The sequence below is a fragment of the Microvirga zambiensis WSM3693 genome (assembly GCF_016735695.1).
Taxonomy (GTDB): Bacteria; Pseudomonadota; Alphaproteobacteria; order Rhizobiales; family Beijerinckiaceae; genus Microvirga; species Microvirga zambiensis.
Genome location: NZ_JAERQD010000014.1, coordinates 89,910 through 114,447, shown reverse-complemented (window position 1 = coordinate 114,447; position 24,538 = coordinate 89,910). Strand labels below are relative to the sequence as shown.

24 protein-coding genes are annotated in these 24,538 nt (G+C 63.6%); 16 read left to right on the top strand and 8 right to left on the bottom strand.

All coding sequences use genetic code 11. The annotated features are described in order from the left end of the window. Nucleotides 1–415 precede the first annotated feature (415 nt). Both JKL46_RS13185 and JKL46_RS13180 read left to right on the top strand, forming a co-directional pair. Nucleotides 416–1,204 carry an SDR family NAD(P)-dependent oxidoreductase gene (locus tag JKL46_RS13185; protein ID WP_201833422.1) on the top strand — a complete coding sequence of 263 codons (789 nt, stop codon included), beginning with the start codon at nt 416–418 and terminating at the stop codon, nt 1,202–1,204. A 127-nt stretch (nt 1,205–1,331) separates the two neighbouring features. Then, complete coding sequence (locus JKL46_RS13180; RefSeq protein ID WP_201833420.1) at nt 1,332–2,720, top strand: FAD-binding oxidoreductase; 1,389 nt, start codon at nt 1,332–1,334, stop codon at nt 2,718–2,720. Between the two features lie 6 nt (nt 2,721–2,726). On the opposite strand, the gene JKL46_RS13175 is transcribed toward JKL46_RS13180, so the two are convergent. Then, nucleotides 2,727–3,299 (bottom strand): peroxidase-related enzyme, encoded by a 573-nt coding sequence (locus JKL46_RS13175; protein ID WP_201833418.1) that lies wholly within the window; start codon nt 3,297–3,299, stop codon nt 2,727–2,729. Nucleotides 3,300–3,417: 118 nt separating this feature from the next. Here JKL46_RS13175 and JKL46_RS13170 point away from each other — a divergent pair, with 118 nt between their 5' ends. Beyond that, on the top strand, nt 3,418–4,218 hold the full coding sequence (locus JKL46_RS13170; protein WP_201833416.1) for an enoyl-CoA hydratase: 801 nt from the start codon (nt 3,418–3,420) through the stop codon (nt 4,216–4,218). On the opposite strand, the gene JKL46_RS13165 is transcribed toward JKL46_RS13170, so the two are convergent. From JKL46_RS13165 to JKL46_RS13155, 3 genes are all read right to left on the bottom strand, one after another. Then, complete coding sequence (locus JKL46_RS13165) at nt 4,215–5,852, bottom strand: AMP-binding protein (protein ID WP_201833414.1); 1,638 nt, start codon at nt 5,850–5,852, stop codon at nt 4,215–4,217. The two genes, JKL46_RS13170 and JKL46_RS13165, sit on opposite strands and share 4 nt — an antisense overlap. A gap of 157 nt (nt 5,853–6,009) precedes the next feature. Further along, complete coding sequence (gene eda / locus JKL46_RS13160) at nt 6,010–6,675, bottom strand: bifunctional 4-hydroxy-2-oxoglutarate aldolase/2-dehydro-3-deoxy-phosphogluconate aldolase (protein WP_201833412.1); 666 nt, start codon at nt 6,673–6,675, stop codon at nt 6,010–6,012. Nucleotides 6,676–6,711: 36 nt separating this feature from the next. Beyond that, the gene (locus JKL46_RS13155) at nt 6,712–7,608 is read right to left on the bottom strand and encodes a sugar kinase (protein ID WP_201833410.1); all 897 of its coding nucleotides are present in this window, start codon (nt 7,606–7,608) and stop codon (nt 6,712–6,714) included. Nucleotides 7,609–8,008: 400 nt separating this feature from the next. Here JKL46_RS13155 and JKL46_RS36575 point away from each other — a divergent pair, with 400 nt between their 5' ends. Together JKL46_RS36575 and JKL46_RS35470 are read left to right on the top strand one after the other, a co-directional pair. Then, nucleotides 8,009–8,455, top strand: coding sequence for an HU family DNA-binding protein (locus tag JKL46_RS36575; protein WP_201833408.1), 447 nt, complete (start codon nt 8,009–8,011; stop codon nt 8,453–8,455). Between the two features lie 163 nt (nt 8,456–8,618). Next, entirely contained in the window at nt 8,619–9,368 is a 750-nt protein-coding gene (locus JKL46_RS35470; protein WP_201833406.1) for an extensin family protein, read from the top strand. A 39-nt stretch (nt 9,369–9,407) separates the two neighbouring features. Here JKL46_RS35470 and JKL46_RS13140 read toward each other — a convergent pair whose 3' ends face one another. After that, entirely contained in the window at nt 9,408–9,647 is a 240-nt protein-coding gene (locus JKL46_RS13140; RefSeq protein WP_201833404.1) for a hypothetical protein, read from the bottom strand. 304 nt (nt 9,648–9,951) lie between these two features. Here JKL46_RS13140 and JKL46_RS13135 point away from each other — a divergent pair, with 304 nt between their 5' ends. After that, the gene (locus tag JKL46_RS13135) at nt 9,952–10,767 is read left to right on the top strand and encodes a DUF1194 domain-containing protein (protein ID WP_201833402.1); all 816 of its coding nucleotides are present in this window, start codon (nt 9,952–9,954) and stop codon (nt 10,765–10,767) included. Between the two features lie 18 nt (nt 10,768–10,785). Here JKL46_RS13135 and JKL46_RS13130 read toward each other — a convergent pair whose 3' ends face one another. From JKL46_RS13130 to JKL46_RS13120, 3 genes are all read right to left on the bottom strand, one after another. Further along, nucleotides 10,786–12,045 (bottom strand): extracellular catalytic domain type 1 short-chain-length polyhydroxyalkanoate depolymerase, encoded by a 1,260-nt coding sequence (locus JKL46_RS13130; RefSeq protein ID WP_201833400.1) that lies wholly within the window; start codon nt 12,043–12,045, stop codon nt 10,786–10,788. A gap of 248 nt (nt 12,046–12,293) precedes the next feature. Continuing rightward, on the bottom strand, nt 12,294–14,117 hold the full coding sequence (locus JKL46_RS13125; RefSeq protein WP_201833398.1) for a DEAD/DEAH box helicase: 1,824 nt from the start codon (nt 14,115–14,117) through the stop codon (nt 12,294–12,296). Between the two features lie 55 nt (nt 14,118–14,172). After that, entirely contained in the window at nt 14,173–14,487 is a 315-nt protein-coding gene (locus tag JKL46_RS13120; protein WP_201833396.1) for a hypothetical protein, read from the bottom strand. Between the two features lie 161 nt (nt 14,488–14,648). Between JKL46_RS13120 and JKL46_RS13115 the strand changes: the two genes are divergently transcribed. The 10 genes from JKL46_RS13115 (at nt 14,649) to JKL46_RS13070 (ending at nt 24,388) form a co-directional block, all read left to right on the top strand. After that, nucleotides 14,649–15,521 (top strand): hypothetical protein, encoded by an 873-nt coding sequence (locus JKL46_RS13115; protein WP_201833394.1) that lies wholly within the window; start codon nt 14,649–14,651, stop codon nt 15,519–15,521. Nucleotides 15,522–15,600: 79 nt separating this feature from the next. After that, nucleotides 15,601–16,848 (top strand): extracellular solute-binding protein, encoded by a 1,248-nt coding sequence (locus JKL46_RS13110; protein WP_201833392.1) that lies wholly within the window; start codon nt 15,601–15,603, stop codon nt 16,846–16,848. Between the two features lie 137 nt (nt 16,849–16,985). After that, nucleotides 16,986–17,918 (top strand): carbohydrate ABC transporter permease, encoded by a 933-nt coding sequence (locus JKL46_RS13105; protein ID WP_201833391.1) that lies wholly within the window; start codon nt 16,986–16,988, stop codon nt 17,916–17,918. Further along, entirely contained in the window at nt 17,915–18,769 is an 855-nt protein-coding gene (locus JKL46_RS13100; RefSeq protein WP_201833389.1) for a carbohydrate ABC transporter permease, read from the top strand. The genes JKL46_RS13105 and JKL46_RS13100 overlap by 4 nt, the downstream gene beginning before the upstream one ends. 10 nt (nt 18,770–18,779) lie before the next feature. Further along, nucleotides 18,780–19,448 carry an N-acetylmannosamine-6-phosphate 2-epimerase gene (locus JKL46_RS13095; RefSeq protein ID WP_201833387.1) on the top strand — a complete coding sequence of 223 codons (669 nt, stop codon included), beginning with the start codon at nt 18,780–18,782 and terminating at the stop codon, nt 19,446–19,448. 95 nt (nt 19,449–19,543) lie between these two features. Further along, a complete protein-coding gene (gene msrP / locus JKL46_RS13090) occupies nt 19,544–20,488 on the top strand; it encodes a protein-methionine-sulfoxide reductase catalytic subunit MsrP (RefSeq protein WP_343074056.1) in 945 nt (314 codons plus the stop codon). Beyond that, nucleotides 20,488–21,132, top strand: coding sequence for a protein-methionine-sulfoxide reductase heme-binding subunit MsrQ (gene msrQ, locus JKL46_RS13085; RefSeq protein ID WP_201833382.1), 645 nt, complete (start codon nt 20,488–20,490; stop codon nt 21,130–21,132). Before msrP ends, msrQ begins: the two co-directional genes overlap by 1 nt. A 108-nt stretch (nt 21,133–21,240) precedes the next feature. Continuing rightward, complete coding sequence (gene modB / locus JKL46_RS13080; protein ID WP_201833470.1) at nt 21,241–21,936, top strand: molybdate ABC transporter permease subunit; 696 nt, start codon at nt 21,241–21,243, stop codon at nt 21,934–21,936. Then, nucleotides 21,933–23,039: a molybdenum ABC transporter ATP-binding protein gene (modC, locus tag JKL46_RS13075; RefSeq protein ID WP_201833467.1), complete on the top strand. Its 1,107-nt coding sequence runs from the start codon at nt 21,933–21,935 to the stop codon at nt 23,037–23,039. Before modB ends, modC begins: the two co-directional genes overlap by 4 nt. Nucleotides 23,040–23,122: 83 nt before the next feature. Beyond that, entirely contained in the window at nt 23,123–24,388 is a 1,266-nt protein-coding gene (locus JKL46_RS13070) for an aminopeptidase (RefSeq protein ID WP_201833380.1), read from the top strand. The last annotated feature ends 150 nt before the right edge of the window (nt 24,389–24,538 follow it).

Here is a 24,538-nt window from a genome sequence, read left to right as displayed (position 1 = left end):
TAGCTGGGTCCGAGAGAGCAGGGAAAGCATAGGCGGAGATGATCACGGCGTGATGCTCCGCCGCGTTTCGGGCCATGTCATGCCCGCATGCGCTACCACTCACCGCGACGTCGAACGTCGCCGATTCTTGCGGACCCAAGAGCGCGTCTCCCGGCTGCAGACCCTTCGAGGCCTGAAGCTCACTTTTATTATTATGGTGAAGGTATCTTGCCCCCAAAGCGAAAGCAACAGGCTGGACTTTCGGTGAACTGGTCTTTGACTGGACTGAATTCGCGGCCCGGCGCACAGCGAGATCCTGCCGCCGCCCGGTATTTTTGAACTGAAGCGACTCCCTGGGAGTTCAAGCACCACGTGCCGGTTGCGCTCTTCTCCATTCATGGCCGGAGCATTCCTTCGAACCGGCTGGGAGACAAACATGCCAGACACTGCAAAGCCGTTTGCCATCGTCACTGGCGCCTCTTCGGGCATCGGGTATGAGCTCGCGAAGCTCTGTGCCCAGAACGGCTACGATCTGCTGATCGCCGCCGACCGCATCGGCATCCACGACGCAGCTAGGGAGTTCGAGGCGCTCGGCGCCAAGGTCGAGGCCGTCGAGGTCGACCTTGCCACACCGGAGGGAGTCGACAAGCTTTATGCGGCCGCAAAGGGCAGGCCGGTCGATGCGCTTCTGGCCAATGCCGGGCATGGTCTCGGGCATGCTTTCCTCGAGCAGGATTTCGCCGAGGCCCGCCATGTGATCGATACCAACATCACCGGCACGATCTATCTTCTCCAGAAGGTCGGCCGCGACATGCGCACGAAAGGCGAGGGAAGGATCCTGATCACCGGGTCGATCGCCGGCTTCATGCCGGGCACCTTCCAGGCCGTCTATAACGGCACCAAGGCTTTCATCGATTCCTTCTCGTTCGCATTGCGGGCCGAATTGAAGGATAGCGGCGTGACCGTGACCTGCCTGATGCCGGGTGCCACGGAGACCGAGTTCTTCGAGCGCGCCGGCATGGAAGATACGCAGGTCGGCCAGGCCAAGAAGGATGATCCCGCCTATGTGGCGAAGGTCGGGTTCGATGCGATGATGAACGGCGAAGGCGATGTGGTGAGCGGCTGGAAGAACAAGTTCACGACCGTCCTCGCCAATGTGACGCCGGCCGGCATGCTGGCCGAACAGCACCGCAAGATGGCGGAGCCTGGATCGGGAAAGCGCTGAGTGAAACCTTGATCCGCCGACCCTATGGGCGGATGCACCCTCGCGGATGCCGAGTTGACGATTGGGGCCCGATCCTTCAGGAGCGGTAGCCGCAATTGCAAGATACGGCGACCGCGAGGGAATTCAGATGACCCAGCCGAAGGATCTGCTGCAACGCCTGACCGGGCTCTTGGGCCCGGCGGCCGTCCTCACGGAAGAGGCTGATTTCGCTCCGTATGCTGTCGACTGGCGCAAGCTCTTCCCGGGAAAACCCGCCTGCGTCGTCCGTCCGTCTACGAGCGAGCAGGTCGCCCAGGTCGTGCAGATCTGCCGTGAGGCCGGCGCCGCCATCGTGCCCCAGGGTGGCAATACGGGGCTTGCCGGCGGTGCGGTGCCGGATGCCTCCGGCACCCAGGTTGTCCTGTCCCTCAACCGCATGGCGGCGATCCGCCATGTCGATCCTGTCGGCCTGACCATCGAGGTAGAGGCAGGCTGCATCCTCAAGGTTGCGCAAGATGCGGCGGCCTCCGCGGGCCGGCTTCTGCCGATCAGCCTGGCGGCCGAGGGCTCCGCCACCATCGGCGGGGTCGTTGCGGCCAATGCCGGTGGCGTGAACGTGCTGCGCTACGGCATGACCCGCAGCCTCGTGCTCGGCCTCGAAGTGGTGCTGCCGGACGGCACGATTGCCAATGGATTGCGGAAGCTGCGCAAGGACAATGCGGGCTATGACTGGAAGCAGCTCTTCATCGGCAGCGAGGGCACGCTCGGCATCGTCACGGCGGCGGTGCTGAGGCTGCTGCCGCGGCCGAAGCATTCCGTCACCGCGCTGCTCTCGGTCGCGGATCCGGCGGCAGCGCTGCGGCTTCTGGAACTCGCCCAGGACGAACTCGGCGATCAGATCTCGGCCTTCGAACTGATTTCCGCCACCTCCATGCAGCTTGTCGCCAAGCATGCTGGCCTCAAGCCTCCCATCGCCGAGGGCGAATGGTTCGTGCTGATCGAGGCGGCGTCCAGCCTTGCGGGCCTGCGAGAGGCGGCCGAGGCGATGCTGGGCTCGGCCTTCGAGCAGGAGATCGCTCTCGATGGCGTCATCGCCGAGTCGGGCGCTCAGGCGGCCCAGCTCTGGGCCCTGCGCGAGCATGTCACGGAATCCGAGGCGCGCGAGGGCAAGAGCGTCAAGCACGACGTCTCGGTGCCGCTGACCGAGGTTCCTCGCTTTCTCGTCGAGGCCGGGGAAGCGCTCGCTGCCGGCGCTCCGGGCACGCGCGTGAACGCCTTCGGCCATCTTGGCGACGGCAACATCCACTACAACATCCTCGTCGATGCGAGCCACGACGCGAGCCTCGTCAACCGCATCGTGCACGACGTGGTCGCAGCCTATGGCGGCAGCATCTCGGCGGAGCACGGCATCGGGCAGTATCGCGTCGGCGAACTCGCCCGCTATCGCGCCGCGACCGAGATGGATCTCGCCCGCAGGATCAAGCGGGCGCTCGATCCCGACAACAGATTCAACCCGGGCAAGGTGCTGCTGCCCTGAGATCCGTCAGCCGCGGCCGAGCGCATAGAACTCGTCGTTCGGCCGCATGTTGGTGACGTTGGCGAGCCGGTTCGACATGGCGAAGAAAGCGGCGATGGCCGCGATGTCCCAGACGTCCTCCTCCGTGAAGCCGTGGAAGCCTAGAGCGGCGATGTCGGCATCGCCGACGGAATAGGCTTCGAGCGCCACCTTCATGGCGAAGTCGAGCATGGCCTTCTGCCGGGGCGTGATGTCGGCCTTGCGGTAATTGACGGCGACCTGGTCGGCGATCAGCGGGTTCTTGGCGCGGATGCGAAGGATCGCGCCGTGGGCGATGACGCAATACTGGCACTGATTGGCATTGCTGGTCGCCACCACGATCATCTCGCGCTCGGCCTTGGTGAGATTGCCCGGCTTGTCCATCAGCGCATCGTGATAGGCGAAGAAGGCGCGAAACTCGTCGGGCCGGTGGGCGAGCACGAGGAACACGTTCGGCACGAAGCCGGACTTCTCCTGAACAGCCAAGATTCGCGTGCGAATGTCTTCCGGCAGATCGGAGATCTCGGGGACGGGGAAGCGGCTGATCGACGGCTTGCTCACAGGTGAAACCTCTTCTTGGCGAACTCGGAGGCGGCATTCCTCGAGGGTCTTATTGCCAGATCGAGCTTATTCGGGTTGGATCTGGCAGACAACGCGCCCGTATCGGGAGGAAACCATCATGAGTGCCCAGCAGGTCTTGTCCGACGAGAGCATTCTCTTGCGGGAGGACCGGGATGGGGTCGTGACGCTGACCCTCAATCGGCCGGCCCAATTCAACGTCCTGTCGGAGGAGATGCTGGCGGCGCTGCAGGAAGCCCTCGACGACATCGCGGAGGATGAGTCGATCCGCTGCGTCGTTCTCGCCGCTTCAGGCAAAGCCTTCTGCGCCGGGCACGATCTCAAGCAGATGCGCGCCAATCCGCGCCAGGATTACTATGACGATCTGTTCGCCCGATGCAGCCGCGTCATGCAGGCGATCGTCAACCTGCCGGTCCCGGTCATCGCCCGGGTCCATGGCATGGCGACGGCAGCAGGCTGCCAGCTGGTTGCCACATGCGATCTCGCGGTGGCATCGGAGAGCGCCACTTTCGCGGTTTCCGGCATCAATGTGGGGCTGTTCTGCTCGACCCCGGCGGTCGCTCTCTCCCGCAACATCGCACCCAAGCAGGCCTTCGACATGCTGGTGACGGGACGCTTCATCTCGTCGGCGGAGGCCTTGTCCTTCGGTCTGGTCAACCGCGCGGTGCCGGACGCGGAGCTTGATCGGATTCTCGATACCCTGACCGCCGAGATCTGCGCGAAAAGCCCGGTAGCGGTCCGCACGGGCAAGGCGATGTTCGCCCGCCAGCGCTCCATGAGTCTCGAAGAGGCCTATTCCTATGCAGGCAACGTCATGGCCTGCAACATGATGGCGGAGGACGCCAGTGAGGGCATCGATGCCTTCATCGAGAAGCGCAAGCCCGTGTGGAAAGGGCGCTAAATTCGGGCCTTGTGAGCCCGCGCCATCTCGCGCAGCTGGAATTTCTGGATCTTACCGGTGGACGTCTTCGGCAGCTCCGTGAAGATCACCGTGCGCGGGCATTTGTACGACGCCAGATGCTCCCGGCACCAGGCGACGATATCCTCCGGCGATACGGATTGATCGGGCTTGAGCTCCACGAAGGCGCACGGGGTTTCGCCCCATTTCTCGTCCGGCATCGCCACCACGGCGGCCACCTGAATGGCCGGGTGCTTGTAGAGCGCGTCCTCCACCTCGATGGAGGAAATGTTCTCGCCGCCTGAGATGATGATGTCCTTGGAACGATCCTTCAGCTGCACATAGCCGTCGGGATATTTCACGCCGAGGTCGCCTGAATGGAACCAGCCGCCGTCGAAGGCCTTGGCCGTTCCCGCCAGGTTCTTGAGATAGCCTTTCATCACCACGTTGCCACGGAACATGACCTCTCCGAGGGTCTTCCCGTCGGCCGGCACCGGCTGCAGGGTTTCAGGGTCGAGCACGTCGAGCGCTTCCAGCACTGGATAGCGCACGCCCTGCCTTGCCTTCTTTGCCGCATAGTCGGACGAATCGAGTTCGTCCCATTCCGCATGCCACTCGTTGACCACGGCCGGCCCGTAGACTTCCGTCAGCCCGTAGAGATGCGTCACGTCGAAACCGGCGGCTTTCATCGCGGCCAGCACCGCCTCCGGCGGCGGTGCCGCCGCCGTCATGAATTTGACCGTATGGGGCAGGGGCCTCTTCTCGGCTTCGGGTGCATTGAGCAGGGTCGACATGACGATCGGTGCGCCGCACAGATGCGTCACGCCGTTGTCGGCGAGGGCATCGTACATGGGCTTCGCCCGCACCGCCCGCAGGCAGACATGGGTGCCGGCGACGATGGACAGCGACCAGGGGAAGCACCAGCCGTTGCAGTGGAACATCGGCAGCGTCCACAAGTACACCGGGTGCTGTCCCATCCCGGCAGTGAGGATGTTGCCCATGGCGAGCAGATACGCACCCCGATGATGATAGACGACGCCTTTCGGATCGCCGGTGGTGCCGGAGGTATAGTTCAGCGCAATCGCATCCCACTCGTCCCGCGGCGGGCTCCAGGCAAAGTCCGGATCGCCACTGGCGACGAGTTCTTCATATTCCATCGAACCGAGCCGATCGCCGGGCCCGGTGAATTCCGGATCGTCGTAGTCGATGACGAGCGGCTTGTTCGAGCTCAGTTCGAGAGCGGCCTTGATGGTGGGCGAGAACTCCCGGTCGGTGATCAGCACCTTGGCCTCGCTGTGTTCCAGCGAGAAGGCGATGATCTTGGCGTCGAGGCGGGTGTTCAGCGTATTGAGCACGGCGCCGGCCATCGGCACGCCGTAATGGCACTCGAGCATGGCGGGCGTGTTGGGCAGCATGACAGACACCGTATCGCCGCGCCCGATGCCGCGCCGGGCAAGGGCCGACGCAAGGCGCCGGCTGCGGGCATAAAAGTCGCGGTAGTCGCGCTTCAGCGCACCATGGACGATGGCGATGCGATCGGGATGAACGGCGGCGGCGCGCTCCAGGAAGGACAGCGGCGTCAGCGGCTGATAATTCGCCGGGTTCTTGTCGAGGTTCGTGTCATAGATCGAAGCCACCGCAGATCCTCCCTAGAGCATCGGAGCCAAAAGTGGACCCACTTTTGGGATCCCATCCGATGCTCCACTCTTTGAAGAGCGCATCGATACGCTAGCAGGCGAGTATTGCTACAGCGGTGAGGGCTGACAATCCTACGAAATGTCAGCGCCGGACCGATCAGTCTTTGACGGAGACGACCGCCCGATGGGCTTTCGCAGTAATCTCGTCCCAGGCCTGAGCGCGGATGTCGGAGGTCGGGCAGACCCACGAGCCGCCGACGGCAACCACGTTCGACAAAGCGAGCCAGTCGCGCGCATTCTTCTCGTCGATCCCACCTGTCGGGCAGAAGCGCGCCTGCGGGAACGGACCTGCGAGAGCCTTCAGAGCCGGAATGCCTCCGGCTGCGACCGCCGGGAAGAACTTGACCGTCTGGAAGCCGTGGGCCAGGGCCGCCATGAGCTCTGACGCGGTGGCGATGCCCGGGATGAAAGGCATCTCGCTCGCCGACGCCGCTGCGAGGAGATCCGGCGTGGCCCCGGGGCTCAGGGCATAGCGCGCACCGAGCTTCTGAGCGCGCTCCAGGTCGTTGGGGTTAAGAACGGTGCCGATGCCGACGATCGCCTCGGGCACTTCCTGGATGATCGCAGCAGCGGAATCCGCGGCTGCGGGGGTGCGTAGGGTGATCTCCAGAAGGCGCAGCCCGCCGGCCACGAGGGCCCGCGCGAGCGGGACCGCGTCCTCGACACGCTCCAGGGTGATGACCGGAACGATCGGGCCATGGCGCAGCAGATCGGCCAGCTTCTTGTTGCGGGAGCCGGAGATGTCTGTCGGGTTCTGTGTCATGGGAGAGGCTCCTTCATGGACTGGCTGGCAAGCGCATTATGGCATAGCCTCGCGCGGAATGATCGCGCCGCGATAGCGCACGACCTGACCGGCGAGGCGATGGCCGGCTTCCGCCGCCCGTCGCGGATCGTGGCCCGTGAGGCGGGCGTCGAGATAGGCCGCCGCGAAGCTGTCGCCTGCCGCTGTGGTGTCGACCACATCTTCGGCGGGCTTGCCCGGCACGAGAATATCTTGGCCTTTCGTCAGGACACGGCAGGTCAGATCCGGATGCTTCAGGACGATCTCCGCCCTGTCCGAGAACGTCAGGACCTCGTTCGCGCCGTCCGCTCCGAACAGAAGCTCGAGGTCCTCCGTCGAGGCGAGGATGATGTCGGCGCAATCGAACGCCTGGCGGAAGGCGGCGCGCGCGATGTCCTTCTCGGGCCAGCCGCGTGGGCGGAAATTCGTGTCGAAGGCGACGCGCCTGCCATTCTTCCGCGCTTCGCGAAGGATCGCGAACAGGCGCTCCCGCCCCTTGTCTCCGTAGAGCGAAAGGGAGATGCCGGAGAAATAGATCAGGTCATAGGCCGGGAGTGCTGCGACGATGCTCTCGGCTTCTGGAGCCTGGAACAGCAGACGCGCGGCCGCAGTGTCGCGCCAATAGGAAAAGCGGCGCTCGCCTTTCGGATCGGTCTGAATGATGTAGAGGCCAGGCAGACGCCCAGGCAGGCGCACGACCCGGCCCGTGCCGACGCCCTCGGCCTCCCAGGACGAGACCAGCTCGTCGCTCCAACTGTCGTCGCCGAGTGCGGTCACGTAGTCGACCGGCGTGCCGAGACGGGAGAGGTAGATGGCCGTGTTGAGCGTATCGCCGCCATAGCCGCGCGACAGCCTCCCGTCGGCCTCCTCCCGCAGCTCGATCATGCATTCTCCGATGCAGGCGACCTTTGTCATGCTTTCACCGTGGCGTGTTTCCGATCCCTATGGGGGCAGTCTCAGGATCTGTTCTTGTCGATCCCATAGCTGCAACCATGCGGTTTGACGACCGTTAAAGTGACATCCGTTCGTATAGGGTTGTCCAGCCCCAATGGCCCTCGAGACTCAAGCATTCCCGAAATATTTGGCATCCGCGCATCCGGTCGATGATTCTGCCTCAAGACCAAGCCTTGTCGATCATCCGAGAACGGGGCTCAACGGCTTCCAGGGCAGCATTCAAGCCTGAATTGACGAGAAATCGACAAGTATCCCTAGACTATTGTGCGTAAAACCGACTTTGCCACTTTAAATCTTGGGTGAAACCGCTAATGAGAATCTGCTGTCTTACGCATCCACTGTCTACGAGAAGGAGTTCCTGATGGCCAAGACTGCAACCAAGGTTTCCAAGAAGGCTCCGGCCAAGAAGGCTGCGGCGCCGAAGGCTGCAGCAAAGGCAAAGACCGCGAAGGCGCCTGCCAAGGCTGCGAAGAAGGCTTCGGTGAAAGCACCTGCCAAGAAGACCGCGAAGTCTTCTGCCGCAACGTCTTCTCCGATTCTGACGCTGCGCCACATCGCGGAGCGCCTCTCGGAGCTGCACGAGGTTCCCAAGCGCCAGGCCAACGAGATGATGGGCCAGGTGGTCGAGATGATCGCCAAGAGCCTGAAGAAGGGCGACAAGATTCGCCTCGCCGGCCTCGGCATCCTGCAGGTGCGCAAGCGCGCCGCTCGCATGGGCCGCAATCCCCAGACCGGCGAGCCGGTGAAGATCAAGGCTTCGAAGAAGATCGCCTTCCGCGCGGCCAAGGATCTCAAGGAATCGATCTAAGCGCCTGCGGCTGAAGACGGCGTTGCGCACGCGCGCATGGCCGATGCCTTTTCATGAGCAAGGCGGGTTTGCCCGTCTTGCTCATTTTTGTTTGCAGCAGTGGCGGAGCAGCGCCATGAGGCTTCCATCTGGTTTCGAATTCAGACAGCCCTAGAACGAAAACGTGCACGCCGATTCTCCCCAGCCACCGCCCCGGTCTAGGATCGTCCCGGTTATTCTGGGCCGGCTGGCCCTTGCTGCGCTGCTGGGCCTTGCGATCGTCGCCGGCCTGATCTGGGGCCAGGCCATCGAGGTCCCGAACCGCCTCAATCCCTTCACGCCGCTGCGCGTCACAGACAGTGCCAATTGGCTGACGCGCTTCAAGCTCGCCCGTCTCGAGCGGAACGATTCGAAATGCCTTGCGGTGTTGGCGGATTCGCCCATCGCGCACAGGTCGGTGCCGGATCGGCCGATGGAAGAGGGCTGCGGCTTATCCAATGCGGTCGAGGTGTCGAGGACATCCGTCGTCCTCAGCCGAGGATTTACCGCGACGTGCCCGCTCGCGGTGGCCATGGCTCTGTTCGAAACTAATGTTCTGCGTCCGGTCGCACGCCAGCATTTCGGTCAGGATGTAGTGCGCGTCGCCCATCTCGGCACATATGCCTGCCGCAACATCAATCATCGCACGGAAGGGCGGCGCAGCGAGCACGCCACGGCGAACGCCATCGACCTTGCCGGGTTCGTTCTCGCCGACGGGCAGCAAATCACGCTGAAAGACGATTGGTCCGGCGGCAATGTGCGCCGATCCGAGTTTCTACGTGCCCTGCGGGATGGCGCGTGCGACTTCTTCGATGTGGTGCTCAGCCCCGATTACAACGAGGCTCACCGCGATCATTTTCATTTCGACATGGGCTCGCACCGGACGTGCCGGTAGAAGCCGGAGCCGATCCCGATATTGGATCAGGCGCAGCGATCAGTTGAATGCGTAGCTTGGAGCGTCGCCCATCTGGGCGGCCCGCGCTGCCAGGATAAGCGCCTCGCCGAGTTCGAGCGCATGCTCGGGCGTCATCGCGACGGGCATCTGATGCCGGATCCCCTGCTCGTATTCCTCGGGCGTCGTCGCGATTTCGATCACCATCATCGCATCCTGGCCGTCGAGCGTTCCGACGGAAAAGCTGGTGAGAGCGCCGATCAGATCCATGTCCGGTTTCATGTTGTGCCCCTTGCGTAGCGTAAGAAATCTGTACCCGAACGGCCCCTCCCTGTCTGCTCTGCGTATAGAGAGTGGATTTTGTTACGTCTTTTCGGCCGGTGCGGCACCTTCTCTCCGCCCCCTGGGGCAAGACGCCTTGCAAGGGCCTTGAATGTGCCTGAAAGGCCGTCGAAACCTTCGTTTCCGAGGCAGGGGAAGCTGCTTTTATCGGCAGGCGTGGCGCATCGAAACCCTGACTGGCGCGTTGATCAGAAGCAATCTTGGCTGCGAATCGCAGGATTCCGGGCCGGGGGCGGAGGTCGTCATGGCGAACAGGCTCCTGAGTACTCTCGCGTTTCTGCTCCTTACCGGCAACGCCCTGGCAGGCGCTCCCACCGATGCCGAAACGCAACTCGATCTCGCCCTTGTCATTGCCGTTGACGTCTCGTCCTCGATGGAAGCCGATGAGCAGGGCATGCAGCGCGAAGGCTTCATCGAAGCCTTCCGGTCCTCTCTCGTCCACGATGCCATCGAGAACGGCGCCTATGGCCGGATCGCGGTCACCTATATGGAATGGTCGGGTGTGAAGGACCAGCGGGTTCTCGTGCCATGGACGATCATCGACAGCCCTGAAGGCGCCACATCCTTTGCCAATCGGCTTGCCTATCAGCCGATCCGGCAAGCCGGAATGACATCGATCTCCGGCGCGATCGATCAGGGGAAGAAGCTGTTCGAACAATTGGAAGGCGCTCCGGTCCGTCGTGTGATCGACATCTCCGGCGACGGTCCCAACAACGATGGTCGTCACGTGATCTATGCGCGGGACGAGGCCGTTGCCGATGGTGTCATCATCAACGGACTGCCGATCATGTTTCGGCGCAACTCCGGCAGCATCGAGCAGGACGACCTCGACCTTTACTTTCGGGAATGCGTCATTGGCGGTATCGGAGCCTTCGTCCTGCCGCTGCACGATCCCGAGCAATTTGCCATGGTCATCCGCACGAAGATCATGCGCGAGATCGCGAGCATCGGTGACGCGTATCCCTTGATCGCCCCGGCGCAGACACCGATGTCCCGCATGAACTGCGTGACGGGCGAGCGGCGCAAGCAGGAGGATCTGCTCAGCCAGGAAAAGAAATGACGCCTCGCGCAGAGAGGCTCACTTCATCAGCCCTGCGGCTCTGAGAGCCTTGGTGATGACCGCGCCTATGTCGAGATGCGATTGCGCGGATTTGCGGCCGCCGTCTTTGCCGTTCTGCGTGAACGGCGCTTTGGGCATCTGTACCTCAGGCTCCTGCATATCGGGTTTGCGCACTTCAGGCTTATGCACCTCGTGCGCGTGCACGACGACCGGATGGGCTTCGTGCACCACCTGCGGAGCGGGTGTTTCTTCGGCCGGCTCCTGCACGTCGTCGATCGCGGTTTCCGTCAGGCCCCAGAACTGCGCGATGCGATAGCTCGACGAGATTCCGACATCGAGCAGGAAGGGTCCTGCCGCGCCATAGCTGTTCTCGTCGTTGCCGACTGCCAGCGGCGTGCCATGCGCCATGCCGGTGATCACATATTCCTCGATGACCGTTCTGCCCGCTGCGTCCGTCCAGGTACGATGCGGATACCCGTTTACCGTATCGCTCGATGTCGGATCGGAAGAAATCGCATGCACATTCGTCCATTGCTTGATGATCTCACCGGCATTCATGGGCTTCACGGTGGCGTCGGCACTGCCATGCCAAACGGAGATCGTCGGCCACGGCCCGCGATGCGGCGAAGCGTTGCGCACCAGGTCGCCCCATTCATGCGCCGATCGGGTCTGACCCTGGAACATGCATTCGAAGGCTTCCGGAACGCTGGTGGCGCAGTGATAGGGCAGGCCCGCGACGATGGCGCCGCCGGCGAACACTTCCGGATAGGTCGCCAACATGGTCGACGTCATCGCTCCGCCGGCGGAAAGCCCGGTGACGAAGATGCGGCTGCGGTCGACGCCATGCCGTCGAACCGCATGCTCGACCATCTGGCGGATCGAATGCGTCTCGCCGCGGTCGCGCTCGATGTCGCCGGGCTGAAACCAGTTGAAGCAGCGCTTGGGATTGTTGGCTTCCCTCTGCTCCGCATAGAGCAGGACGAAACCATAGCGGTCAGCCAGTGCGGACCAGCCCGAACCATGATCGTAGCCCGCAGCATTCTGCGTACAGCCGTGGAGAACTACCACCAGAGCCGGGGAGGGAGAGGCGCTGTCCGGCACATAGGTCAGCATGCGCAGATTGCCCGGATTGGAGCCGAAGTCGGCGATCTCCGTCAGTCGGCTCGGAGCGTCCGGCATGCGCAATGGGGCTGTGGCGGCACCGGATGCTTCCATCACGGTTTCCCACTGGCGCCGGTAGCGCCCCATCTGCTGAATCATTTTGCCTAAGCGCTGCATAATCGATTGGCCCTTTGGGTAACGGTTCTTTCGAAGAACGTCTTACATGGGGGGCTATGTTGCAATGCACAATATATTTGTTGCGATGCAATGAATCAAATTCGACCCGGGCCTTGATTCCCTTACGAGCTTGGCCGTTCACGATCGGGCTCGGTGGCGATGAAGGCCGTGTTCAAAGGTGAAAAGCGGAACGAGCGTCTCGGTTCCTAACGAAAAAAGGCCGGGACATGTCCCGGCCTTCGCTCTCATCAGGAATGCTTGCTCGAAGCTCGCTTCTTATCCTTCGGCCCCTTGCGGTCCTTGAACGGCTTGCCGTCCCTCTCGCCCTTGCGGGCCGGGGGATGAGCATCGCGCTTGGGGCCGCCTTTGCCCTTCGGCCCGCTCCACGGTTTTGCATCGCGAGGTTTGCCGGGTCCGGCTTCTGCCGGCTCGATGCGGATATCCTCGTCGTTCGTCTTGCGCACGGCGGAGGCGAATTTCGGTGCGTGGGACTTGACGATCTCGAACTTCGTCTCGCGGTCGAAGATCTTGATCGAGCCGATCTCCTTCTTGGTCACATGACCGAGACGGCAGATGATCGGCAGAAGCCAGCGGGGATCGGCGTTGTTGCGCCGGCCGACGCTCATGCGGAACCACACCATGTCTTCCGAGGAACGCTCGAACCCGCCCTCGGACGAATCCCGGCCCCTGTCCTTGAAGCCGCGGGTGCGCTCGTCCTGCCGCTCGCGCTTGTCCTTGCGCTGACGCGGCTCGCGGTCCGCACCGGTATCCAAGATCTCCTCGGGTGCGGGCAGCCGCGAGCGGTTGAACCGCACCAGGGCATTGGCGATCTCCTCGGCCGAGCGTTCGGCCAGAAGCGCCCGCGCCATCGCGAGATCCTCCTCCGTCGTCTCCTCGGTGAAGATCGGGTCCTGCATCAGGCGATCCCGGTCGCGCAGACGGATTTCGTCGGCGGAGGGAGGGCCTGCCCAGGTCACGTCGACGCCGGCATTGTCGATCAGCCTCTCGGCCTTGCGGCGGCGCGTATAGGGAACGAGCATCACGCAGATTCCCTTGCGCCCGGCGCGACCCGTACGGCCGCTGCGGTGCAGGAGGGTCTCATGGTCGTTCGGAAGATCGAAATGGATCACGAGGCCGAGATCGGGCAGGTCGATGCCGCGCGCCGCCACGTCGGTAGCGACGCAGACCCGGGCGCGACCGTCACGGAGCGATTGCAGGGCATTGCTGCGCTCGTTCTGGGTCAGCTCGCCGGACAGGGAAACCGCCGCGAAGCCGCGCTCGATCAGGCTGGCATGCAGGTGCCGCACCGCCTCGCGGGTATGGCAGAACACCATGGCGCCGCGGCTCTCATAGAAGCGCAGCACGTTGACGACGCCATGCTCGACCTCGTTCGGCGCGATCCTCAAGGCACGGTATTCGATGTCGCCGTGCGGCTCATTCTCGACCAGCGTGTCGACGCGGTGCGCCTCACGCTGGTAGCGCCGGGCCAACGTAATGATGTTCTTCGGCAGGGTCGCGGAAAACAGCAGGGTACGGCGGTCCTCCGGCGTGGCATCGAGGATGAACTCCAGATCCTCGCGGAAGCCGAGATCGAGCATCTCGTCGGCCTCGTCGAGGACCACGACGCGCATCTTGGAGGTGTCGAGGCGGCCGCGCTCCAGATGGTCGCGCAGGCGGCCCGGCGTGCCGACCACGATATGGCAGCCATCGGCCAGCGCCCGCTGCTCGCGGCGCACGTCCATGCCGCCGACGCAGGAGGCGACCCGGGCGCCCGCCGGGCCATAGAGCCAGATCAGCTCCCGGTGGACCTGGAGCGCGAGCTCGCGGGTCGGGGCGATGATGAGCGCCAGCGGCTCGCGGGGGGCATCGAAGCGCTCAGAATCGCCGAGCAGCGTGGAGGCCATGGCGAGGCCATATGCGACGGTCTTGCCCGAGCCGGTCTGGGCGGAGACGAGGAGGTCGCGTTCGAGCGCATCGGGCTGGAGCACCGCCGCCTGAACGGGGGTCGGGTCGTTGTAGCCCCGATCGGCGAGGGCGCGTTCAAGGCTGGGATTGGACTTGGGAAAGGGCATGGGGGTGTGGCTGAACCGTGTCTGGGGAGCCTGCGAGGGCCCCGAATAAGGATGATCAGCCGGAGGCAGCGGCGTCGTCTATTTCGTCGATGGACACCAGGAACACGACATCGATATCGAGGTCGTCGTCATAGCCGTCGTCGTCTTCGACCTCGTCCTCTTCGTCCAGGGCCTCATAAAAGGCATCGATCTCGTTTTCCGATGCGGGCCGTGTCGTCAAGGCAGCTGAGCCGTCCCAGAGGGAGCGGCCCTCGCTCTTAAACGACTTCAGGTCATCTTTAAAGCTCTCACTGAGAAAGAGTTCTCGGGCCTGCCCCTCATCCGCATTCGTCACGGCAACGGCCTTGCCGGCTATCTCCAGGGTGATCATGGGGCTTCCCTTCACCACGATGGGTTCATCAGAGCACTAACGCTCAGGTTTAAAATTGGATCAAATCGAGCCTGGGCAAGCCCTTCAGGCTTTCGGAAGTGTGTGAAAAGCCGTTAAGACCAGTATGGACATGAGGCGACCAATATGAGACCAGTTAGCCTGTGAACGAGACTGGCCGCCCCATTCCTGTTTTCCGGTCCCTCGACCGGCTTTCCCTGGCAGGCTCCCGCATCAACGAGGACGGGGCCGGCCTGCGCGGCCGCTTTGCCTGGATCGTGGATGGGGCCACGGGTCTCTCGGACGAGCCGGTCACCCGAGCGGGCAGCGACGCCTCCTGGCTGGCGCAGGCGATCGGCGACGGGCTGACCGAATTGTCCGGCGGGACCGGTGAGGTCCTCAGCCGCCTCGATGACGATTTGCGGTCAGCTTTCGAGGTGGCGACCGCTCATAGGGCCGGGATCGACGATCATCACGCCCCTTCCGCCTGCCTGGGCCTGATCGAGGCCGGGCCGAGCGAAAACGGGTGGATCGGCATCCGGGGCCGCTTCCTTGGCGATGTGGTTGCCCTCGTTCCGTCGGAGCGAGAGGTTCTGCGCTGGAGCGACGAGAGGGCCAAGCCCTTCGAGCGCAAAACCCTCGCTGCGCTCGGCGCCATGGAACATGAGCCCGGCACCATGCCCGACGCGGTGCGGCGCCAGATCGGCGAGAACCGCACCAGGCTCAATCGGCCGGACGGCTATTGGGTGGTGAACCCACGCCGGCCGTGGGCGGGTCACGAGCTGACCTTCGAGACGGTTGCGGAGCCGGGAGCGGCCATCGTGCTCGCGACGGACGGCTTCATGCGGCTGGTCGACGTGTTCGGGGCCTATTCGGACAGCACGCTCCATGCCACGCTCGCCGCCGGCAGGGGAGGCGAACTCATGCAGGAATTGCGGGAAAGGGAGCGAGGCGACCTTATGGCAGGCGCTTATCCTCGTGTTAAAACCCACGACGACGCGACGTTTCTCGTGATCGCAGCCGGGCCACAGGGCTGAAGAAATTCCGCGAGGGTCCGTGCGAAAGGCGGGACCTCGCGGTGGGAGGACAAGGACTTCAACAATGAGGGAACTGACAATGAGACTGACCCGACGCATTCTGATGGGCGCTGCCGCTGGCAGCTTCCTGCTCTCCGGCACTGCCGCCATGGCGCAGACCGAGCTGACCTTCTGGAGCTGGCGCCAGGAGGACAAGGCCTTCTACACGGACGTCATCAAGAAGTTCCAGGCCAAGGAGCCGGGCATCACGGTGAAGTTCGAGACCTACGCGCCGGAGAACTATCAGACGATCCTCTCCACTGCGCTTGCCGCCGGCCGCGGCCCGGACGTGATCCAGGTGCGCGCCTACGGCAACCTGGAGACCATCGCGACCCCCGGCTACCTGCTCGCTCTCGACAAGCAGAACGTGCCGGAACTGGCGAACTTCCCTGAAACGGCGCTCGCAGCCGAGACGCTGCGCTCCGACGGCAAGGTCTATGCGGTGCCCTTCGCCACGCAGGCCCAGCTCGTGGTCTACAACAAGAAGATCTTCAAGGATAACGGCGTGAACCCGCCGAAGACCTGGGACGAGATGATGGCCCTGACCCAGGCGCTGAAGGCCAAGAACGTCACGCCGTTCGGCAACGGCACGGCGACCGCCTGGCAGAACGAGACCATCGTCGGCGGCCTGCTCTCCTCCATGCTCGGCAAGGACTTCGAGGCTGACATCATCTCCGGCAAGGCGAACTTCACCGATCCGCGCTTCGTGAGCGCGCTCGCCAAGCTGAAGGACATCAGCCAGTACTTCTCGCCGAACTTCACCGGCGTGGATTATCCGTCCTCGCAGCAGCTCTTCGTGGCCGGCCGCGCGGCGATGTTCGCCGGCGGTTCCTATGAGGTGGCGAACTTCAAGAACCAGAACCCGACCCTCGACCTCGGCGTGTTCCCGGCTCCCGTCCTGAAGGCGGGCGACCAGGCGCTGATCGCCACCTATTACGACGGCGGCTATGCGGTGAACGCGAAGTCGGAGAAGAAGGATGCGGCGCTGAAGTTCGTGCGCTTCCTGGCCACGCCCGAATACGGCACCTCCTTCACCAACACCTTGAAGAACCTGTCGCCGATCAAGGACATCAAGATCGAGGACCCGATCACGCAGGATGTGGCGAAACTCGCCGACAACTCCATGTCCTACCTGATGCTCGTGCGCTTCCGCTATCAGGAGCCGAGCGGATCGGTGCTGCTGCAGTCGAACGTGCAGAAGATGCTCGCCGGCCAGCAGACCCCGGAGCAGGCCGCTGCCGAGATCAACAAGGGCATCGCGACCTACTACAAGCCGTTCCAGAAGTAAGACTAACCCTCGTCATCCCCGGGCTTGGCCCGGGGATCCACGTCTTTGTGGCGCCGCGGCTCCCAAGACGTGAATGGCCGGGTCAAGCCCGGCCATGACGGCTGGGGTGATCCTCAAGGATCTATCAAGGTCAATTCATGCAAGCCTCGCGCCAACAGCCCCGCACGCTGAAGCACCAATTGTGGGTGGCATTCCTCGTCGTTCCGCCGCTCGCCTTCATGTCGCTGTTCGTGGTCTATCCGATCCTGTCGGCCTTCGCTTATGCCTTCTACGACTGGCAGGGTCTGGCACGCGGCGAATTCGTCGGCATCAAGAACTTCAAGGAAGTGCTGTTCGGCGTCACCATGGCGCCCGTCGTCTGGAACGCCTTCCTGCACAACGTCTATGCCCTCGTGGCGCTGATGATCATCCAGAACGGCGGCGGGTTCCTCCTCGCCTGGCTGCTCTACAAGGAGCCTTTCGGCTTCCGCTTCCACCGGGTGGCGGTGTTCGTGCCGGTGGTGCTCTCCACGATCATCGTCGGCTTCCTCTGGAAGCTCTTCCTCAATCCGAATTTCGGCATCGTCAATCAGGCGCTCTATTCGCTGGGCCTCGATTTCCTGGCCAAGCCCTGGCTCGGCGATTCCTCGACCGCGCTCGGCGCGTTGATCCTCGCCAATGCCTGGCACTTCGTGGGCTTCCCGACGCTCGTCTATCTCGCCGGCATGCAGCGCATCCCGCCTGAGATCATCGAGGCGGCGCGTCTCGACGGCACCAACGAATGGCAGCTTCTGAAGAACGTGGTCTGGCCCCTGGTGGCGCCGAGCACCACCATCCTCTTCACGCTGCTCTTCATCGGGGCGTTCAACTGGTTCGAGATTCCCTACGTGATGGTCGGGCTCGACGGCTCGCCCTTCGGCACCACCGACGTGCTCGGCCTCGTCTTCTACCGCACGGCCTTCGGCAACCAGAGCGCCAGCATCCAGAATTTCGGCCTGGGCTCGGCGCTGGCTACGCTCCTCTTCCTCTTCATCGTCGTCTTCGCGTCCATGCTGACCCTGTGGCTGCGCCGTCGGGAGATCCAGTTTTGACCGCCATCACCTCCGATACGCCCGCAACGCGCCAGCCGATCTCCTTCGCGTTGCTCGCGCAGGTCATCCTGATCGCGAATTCCTTCATCATGCTCTATCCGGTCCTGGTGATGGTGCTTTCCGCCTTCAAGACGACGGGCGAGATCTTCGAGCATCCCTTTGCGCTGCCTGATTTCACGCAGGTTCAGAACTTCACCAAGGTTCTCGGCGAAACGGCGATGCCGACTTACTTTATCAACTCGATCCTGGTGACGGGCACCTCGATCATCCTGATCCTCGTGCTCGGCACCATGGCGGGTTATGCGGTGGCGCGCTACGAGTCGCGCACCAACACCTTCATCCTGCTGTTCTTCCTCGCCGGCCTGATGCTGCCGCTGAAGCTCGCGGTCATTCCGCTCTTCATCCTGCTGCGCGATCTCGGCCTGCTCGACAGCCGCTGGAGCCTGATCGTTACCTACACGGCCATCGGCCTGCCCTCGGCCGTGTTCATCATGGCAGGTTTTTTGCGCACGCTTCCGGCGGAACTCGAGGATGCGGCGCGCATCGACGGGGCCTCGGAACCCCGCATCATGTGGTCGGTGATGCTGCCGCTCGCCCGTCCGCCGATGGCGATCGCCGCCATCCAGAACGCGGTGCCGATCTGGAACGACTTCTTCTTCCCCCTCGTCTTCATCCAGACCGATGCGCGAAAGACCCTGCCGCAGGGCCTCACCACCTTCATGGGCGAATACACCACCGATTGGGGCATGCTGTTCGCCGGCCTCACCATCGCGGCAGCGCCGATCACGCTTCTCTACATCGCCCTGTCGCGCCAGTTCATCCAGGGCATGACGGCCGGCGCGGTGAAGTAAGGAGCATCAGATGCTGATTCCGAAAGGTGCCCTCGTCGTCTCCTGCCAGGCCCGGGCGGACAATCCGCTGCACGGTCCGGTTTACATGTCGGCCATGGCCCAGGCGGCGGAAGCAGGCGGCGCCTTGGGCATCCGCGCCAACGGCGAGGCCGATGTGGCGGCGATCCGGGCCGTGACGAAGCTTCCGATCATCGGCATCGCGAAGGTGTTCGACGAAAACTTCCCCGTCTACATCACGCCCGGTTTCGAGCAGGCGGCACAGGTTGCGAAGGCTGGTGCCGAGATCGTCGGCATCGATGCGACGCCGCGTCCGCGCAGCGGCGAGCCGGTAAGCCGCCTAATCGGGCGGATCAAGGCCGAACTCGGCCGGGAGGTTTTTGCGGATATCGCCACGCTCGAAGAGGGGCGGGCTGCCCATGCTGCCGGCGCGACCTATGTCGCGACGACGCTTGCCGGCTATACGGAAGAAACGGCGTCCCGCAAGACCGACGGCCCCGATCTCGACCTTCTGTCGGCTCTCGTAGCGGAACTCCCGGTGCCCATCGTCGCCGAAGGGCGCTTCGATACCCCGGAGCTTGTGGCGGAGGCGTTTCGCCGAGGGGCTCACGCCGTGGTGGTGGGCACGGCCATCACCAACCCGCGCGAGATCACGAAGAAGTTTGTGCGGGCCATATCCTGAGCCGCCGCTTGGGTAAACTTGTAACGGAAACGTGAGAGCCCCTCTGGCGTTCTCGGGTGTACCCATTCACAATGGGTTTCAAACGAGGTGATGCCGTGCTGATCCGCCGCCCTGCCGATATCCTGCCTTCCGAGATCACACCCCGGGAGATCTATCTCAACCGACGTCAATGGATGGCGGGCGCCGCCGGTCTGGCCCTCGCCGCCGGGCTGCCAGGGGTTCTCAGCGCAGCCACGCTGAACGCCGCCAAGAGTCCGTTCTCCACGGACGAGAAGAAGACGAGCTTGGAGGACGTCACCAGCTACAACAATTATTACGAGTTCGGCACAGCCAAGGAGGATCCGGCTGCAAAGGCCAAGTCCCTCAAGACCTCGCCCTGGACGGTGAAGGTCGACGGGATGGTCGGAAAGCCGGGCGAGTTCGCCGTCGAGGATCTCATCAAATCCTCGGCGCTCGAGGAGCGCATCTACCGCATGCGCTGCGTCGAGGGCTGGTCGATGGTCATCCCCTGGGTCGGCTTTCCCCTGGCGGATCTCGTCAAGCGCGTGGAGCCTCTGGGCAGCGCGAAGTATGTCGCCTTCGAGACCGCCTATCGTCCCGATGAGATGCCGGGCGTGGATTCCTTCTTCCCGGTGCTCGAATGGCCCTATGTGGAGGGGCTGCGCCTCGACGAGGCCATGAACCCGCTCACGATCCTGGCCGTCGGGCTCTATGGCGAGACCTTGCCGAACCAGAACGGCGCGCCGATCCGGCTGGTGGTGCCGTGGAAATACGGCTTCAAGGGCATCAAGTCGATCACCCGCATCAGCTTCGTCGACAAGCAGCCCGAAACCTCCTGGAACAAGCAGGCCGCGAACGAATACGGCTTCTATGCCAACGTGAACCCGAGCGTCGACCATCCGCGCTGGAGCCAAGCGACCGAACGTCGTATCGGCGAGGGCGGATTGTTCGTGAAGCGTCGTCCGACCCTGATGTTCAACGGCTATGCCGAACAGGTGGCGAGTCTGTATACGGGCATGGACCTGAAGAAGTTCTACTGATGGCGGGACAAGCCTCCGTTCCGGCGGCCAAGAAGGGCTTTGCGCTGCCTCAGGTGCCGAAGATCCTGGTTTATACCGTGGGTTTCATCCCGGCGGTGTGGCTGTTTTATGCCGGCATCACCGATCAGCTCGGCGCCGATCCGATGCGCTACCTGGAGCAGGCCCTCGGTCTCTGGGCACTGCGCTTCCTCATCGCGACGCTGACCGTGACGCCACTGCGGCAGCTCTTCAACATCAACCTGCTGCGGTATCGCCGGGCGCTCGGTCTGCTCGCCTTCTATTATGCGATCCTGCACCTCACCACCTATCTGGTGCTCGATCAGGGCCTCGATGTTGCGGCCATCGTCGCCGACATCGTCAAACGGCCTTACATCACCATCGGCATGGCGACCTTCGTCATTCTCGTGCCCTTGGCGGTCACCTCCAACAACGCCGCGATCCGGCGCATGGGCGGGCAGGCCTGGGCGAAGCTGCACCGCCTCGTCTATGTGGCGGCCATCGGTGCGGCGCTGCACTTCATCCTGGTCGTGAAATCCTGGCCGCCCGAACCGCTGGTCTACGCGGCGATCGTGGCCGTGCTCCTCGGCTACAGGCTGGTCCGCAGGACGACGAAGCGGGCCTCGCCGCGGCAGCGCCCGGCTTGAAGACCTGAACCGCTTCGATAGGATGTCTATCCGAGGCGGCCCATCGCCGATCCGGAGACGAGACATGCGTTCGACACGACCATCAGTCGGCAAGGCGACTTGTCGCTCGTGACGGACTGGCTTTCTCCCGAAGAATGGACGGCCGTTCGCCTGAGCCTGAAGGTCGCCTTCGTCGCAATGGCCGCGAGCCTCGTTCCCGGCATCGCCATCGCGCTGCTTCTGGAACGCGGCCGCTTCTGGGGACGACAGTTTCTCGACGTTCTCGTCCACCTCCCTCTCGTCCTGCCGCCGGTGGTCGTCGGCTGGTTCCTGCTGATCGGCTTCGGCCGGCGCGGGCCCATCGGTTCCTTCCTCGCCGAGCAGTTCGGCATCGTTTTCTCGTTCCGCTGGACGGGCGCGGCGTTGGCCTGCGCGATCATGGGCTTTCCGCTGCTGGTGCGCGCCATTCGCCTGTCCATCGCGGCCGTCGACCGCAAGCTGGAGGATGCCGCGGGCACGCTCGGCGCGCATCCCGTATGGGTTTTCGCCGTCGTGACGCTGCCGCTCATCGTGCCGGGCATCATCGCCGGCATGGTTTTGTCCTTTGCAAAGGCCATGGGCGAGTTCGGTGCGACGATCACCTTCGTCTCCAACATTCCCGGCGAGACGCAGACCATTCCCTCCGCCATCTACACCTATACGCAGGTGCCGGGCGGCGAGAGCGGCGCCATGCGCCTGACGCTTGTCTCCATCGCCGTCTCCGTGGCGGCTCTCTGGCTGTCCGAATGGCTGGCGCGACGGATGCGCGGGCGGATTCACGCGTGATGCTCGACGTCGACATCCAACACAGGCAGGGTGCTTTCAGCCTTAACGCGCGCTTCCAGTCGGATGGAAAGCTCACCGCGCTCTTCGGCCCGTCGGGATCCGGAAAGACCACCGTCGTGAATGCCATCGGCGGCCTCGTGCGGCCCGATCATGGGCGTATCGCCGTGCAGGGGCGAATGCTCGTCGACACGAAGAAGGGTGTCTTCGTTCCCAAGCACCGCCGTCGCATCGGCTACGTGTTCCAGGAGGGACGCCTCTTCCCGCATCTCAACGTGCGCCAGAACCTGCTCTTCGGACGCTGGTTCACGCCGCGCCGCGAACGGACGACCGGTTTCGAGAGCGTCGTCGAGCTTCTCGGCATCGGCCACCTTCTCGAGCGGCGGCCGGCGACCTTGTCGGGCGGCGAAAAGCAGCGCGTCGCGATCGGACGCGCGCTTCTCGCCGATCCGCAGCTTCTGCTGATGGATGAGCCCCTTGCATCGCTCGACGAGGCGCGCAAGGCCGAGATCTTTCCCTATATCGAGCGGCTGCGCGACGAGGGCGGCGTGCCGATCGTGCTCGTCAGCCACTCGGTGCCCGAGATTGCCCGTCTTGCGACGACGGTGGTGGTCCTGTCCGAGGGGAGGGTGGCCGCGTCCGGTCCAGCCTCCGACATTCTGCGGCATACGATTCTGTTCAGGCAGACCGGCCTCACCGAAGCGGGAGCGCTGATCGAGGCGCAGGTCCTGCGGCACGAAGCCGATTTCGGCCTCACTGTTCTTCAGGCTGGGGCCGGAACGCTCACCGTCCCGCTTCTCGATCATCCCACAGGCTCCAGGATGCGCGTGCGCCTTCGCGCCCGTGACATCATCCTCTCCCTGCATGAGCCCAAAGGCATGAGCGCGCTCAACGTGCTGCCGGGATTTATTTCCTCGATCGAAGAGGCCGAAGGACCGAGCATGGACGTGCAGCTCGATTGCGGCGGCGATGCATTGGTTGCCCGCGTCACCCGTAAATCGATTGCCGAGCTTGGCCTGAAGCCGGGACTTCACGTTCATGCGATCATCAAGAGCATCGCCTTCGATCCGGATGCCCTCGGCGGTGCAAAGCCTGAGAATATGTGACATTTCAGCCTTCGAGGTTGCACCGGCGGCAGAGCCGTGTAGCCTCTCCCGCCATTATTCGACCTGCGAGAGAGACGAGGATCATGAACGAACAAGTCCGGAACCTGGCGGATGCCTCATCCCATGCCCAGCTTCTCGACCGTCTGGCGGAAGTCGCCGTTCGCGTCGGGCTCGGGCTGAAGCCCGGGCAGGAATTGGTCGTGACCGCGCCGCTCGAGGCGGTCGCACTGGTCCGGCGCATCACAGAGCATGCCTACAAGGCCGGCGCCTCTCTCGTGACCACGATCTTCTCGGATGAGGAGAGCACGCTCATGCGCTACCGCCACGGGCGTGACGAGGGCTTCGATACGGCGCCCGCCTGGCTCTACGAGGGCATGGCGGAGGCCTACAAAAAGGGCGCTGCCCGGCTCGCCATCGTCGGCGAAGATCCGTCTCTTCTCGCCAAGGAAGATCCGGACAAGGTTTCGCGTGCCAACCGGGCGCGCTCGAAGGCCTATATGCCGGCGCTCAACATGATCGCCGGCTTCGACATCAACTGGACCATTGTCTCCGCTGCCACGCCGTCCTGGGCCAAGACCGTGTTCCCGGACGATCCGGAGGAGGTGGCCGTCGCCAAGCTCTGGCAGGCGATCTTCTCGGCCTCCCGCGTCGATACGCCGGATCCGATTGCCGCCTGGGAGAAGCACAATGCGGCGCTTCAGGCACGCACGCGGACGCTCAACGAGAAAAACTATGCCGCGCTGCACTTCCGCGGTCCCGGCGCCGATCTGCGTGTCGGTCTCGCAGAGGGGCACGAATGGAACGGCGGCTCGACGGCGGCCAAGAACGGCATCGTCTGCAATGCCAACATCCCGACCGAGGAGGTCTTCACCACGCCGCACAAGGACCGGGTCGATGGCATCGTCACCGGCACCAAGCCGCTCTCCTATAACGGCACGCTGATCCAGGACATCCAGGTCAGGTTCGAAGGCGGGCGCATCGTCGAGAGCAAGGCGCGCACTGGGGAGACCGTGCTCAACAAGGTGCTCGATACCGACGAGGGTGCGCGCCGCCTCGGCGAGGTGGCCCTGGTGCCGTATTCCTCGCGGATCTCGCAGAGCGGCCTTCTCTTCTTTAACACCCTGTTCGACGAGAATGCCTCGAGCCACATCGCGCTCGGCCAGGCCTACAGCAAGTGCATCCGGGGCGGCGGCTCCATGAGCGAGGACGAGCTTGCTTCCCGCGGATCGAACAAGAGCCTGATCCATATCGACTGGATGATCGGCTCCGATCGGGTGGATGTGGATGGTATCACACAGGACGGCAGGTCCGAGCCGCTCATGCGCGGCGGCGAGTGGGTAACTTCATAACAAAAGACTCGCACTTCTTGTCGTGCTGGATCTATGATCCCGCCGACTGCCTGATCTGATGCAATTCGGTGCTTGACGTATCGGCATCGTGGCTGTGATGGATAACAGGTATCAAAGAGGTACCGATCCGTGTATTTCGCCGGACCGGTA

Bases quoted from the DNA above. Each gene is read 5' to 3' on its own strand.
- JKL46_RS13185 (WP_201833422.1), top strand. From the start codon at position 416: ATGCCAGACACTGCAAAGCCGTTTGCCATCGTCACTGGCGCCTCTTCG.
- JKL46_RS13180 (WP_201833420.1), top strand. From the start codon at position 1,332: ATGACCCAGCCGAAGGATCTGCTGCAACGCCTGACCGGGCTCTTGGGC.
- JKL46_RS13170 (WP_201833416.1), top strand. From the start codon at position 3,418: ATGAGTGCCCAGCAGGTCTTGTCCGACGAGAGCATTCTCTTGCGGGAG.
- eda (WP_201833412.1), bottom strand. From the start codon at position 6,675: ATGACACAGAACCCGACAGACATCTCCGGCTCCCGCAACAAGAAGCTG.
- JKL46_RS13155 (WP_201833410.1), bottom strand. From the start codon at position 7,608: ATGACAAAGGTCGCCTGCATCGGAGAATGCATGATCGAGCTGCGGGAG.
- JKL46_RS36575 (WP_201833408.1), top strand. From the start codon at position 8,009: ATGGCCAAGACTGCAACCAAGGTTTCCAAGAAGGCTCCGGCCAAGAAG.
- JKL46_RS13140 (WP_201833404.1), bottom strand. From the start codon at position 9,647: ATGAAACCGGACATGGATCTGATCGGCGCTCTCACCAGCTTTTCCGTC.
- JKL46_RS13135 (WP_201833402.1), top strand. From the start codon at position 9,952: ATGGCGAACAGGCTCCTGAGTACTCTCGCGTTTCTGCTCCTTACCGGC.
- JKL46_RS13130 (WP_201833400.1), bottom strand. From the start codon at position 12,045: ATGCAGCGCTTAGGCAAAATGATTCAGCAGATGGGGCGCTACCGGCGC.
- JKL46_RS13125 (WP_201833398.1), bottom strand. From the start codon at position 14,117: ATGCCCTTTCCCAAGTCCAATCCCAGCCTTGAACGCGCCCTCGCCGAT.
- JKL46_RS13120 (WP_201833396.1), bottom strand. From the start codon at position 14,487: ATGATCACCCTGGAGATAGCCGGCAAGGCCGTTGCCGTGACGAATGCG.
- JKL46_RS13110 (WP_201833392.1), top strand. From the start codon at position 15,601: ATGAGACTGACCCGACGCATTCTGATGGGCGCTGCCGCTGGCAGCTTC.
- JKL46_RS13105 (WP_201833391.1), top strand. From the start codon at position 16,986: ATGCAAGCCTCGCGCCAACAGCCCCGCACGCTGAAGCACCAATTGTGG.
- JKL46_RS13095 (WP_201833387.1), top strand. From the start codon at position 18,780: ATGCTGATTCCGAAAGGTGCCCTCGTCGTCTCCTGCCAGGCCCGGGCG.
- msrQ (WP_201833382.1), top strand. From the start codon at position 20,488: ATGGCGGGACAAGCCTCCGTTCCGGCGGCCAAGAAGGGCTTTGCGCTG.
- JKL46_RS13070 (WP_201833380.1), top strand. From the start codon at position 23,123: ATGAACGAACAAGTCCGGAACCTGGCGGATGCCTCATCCCATGCCCAG.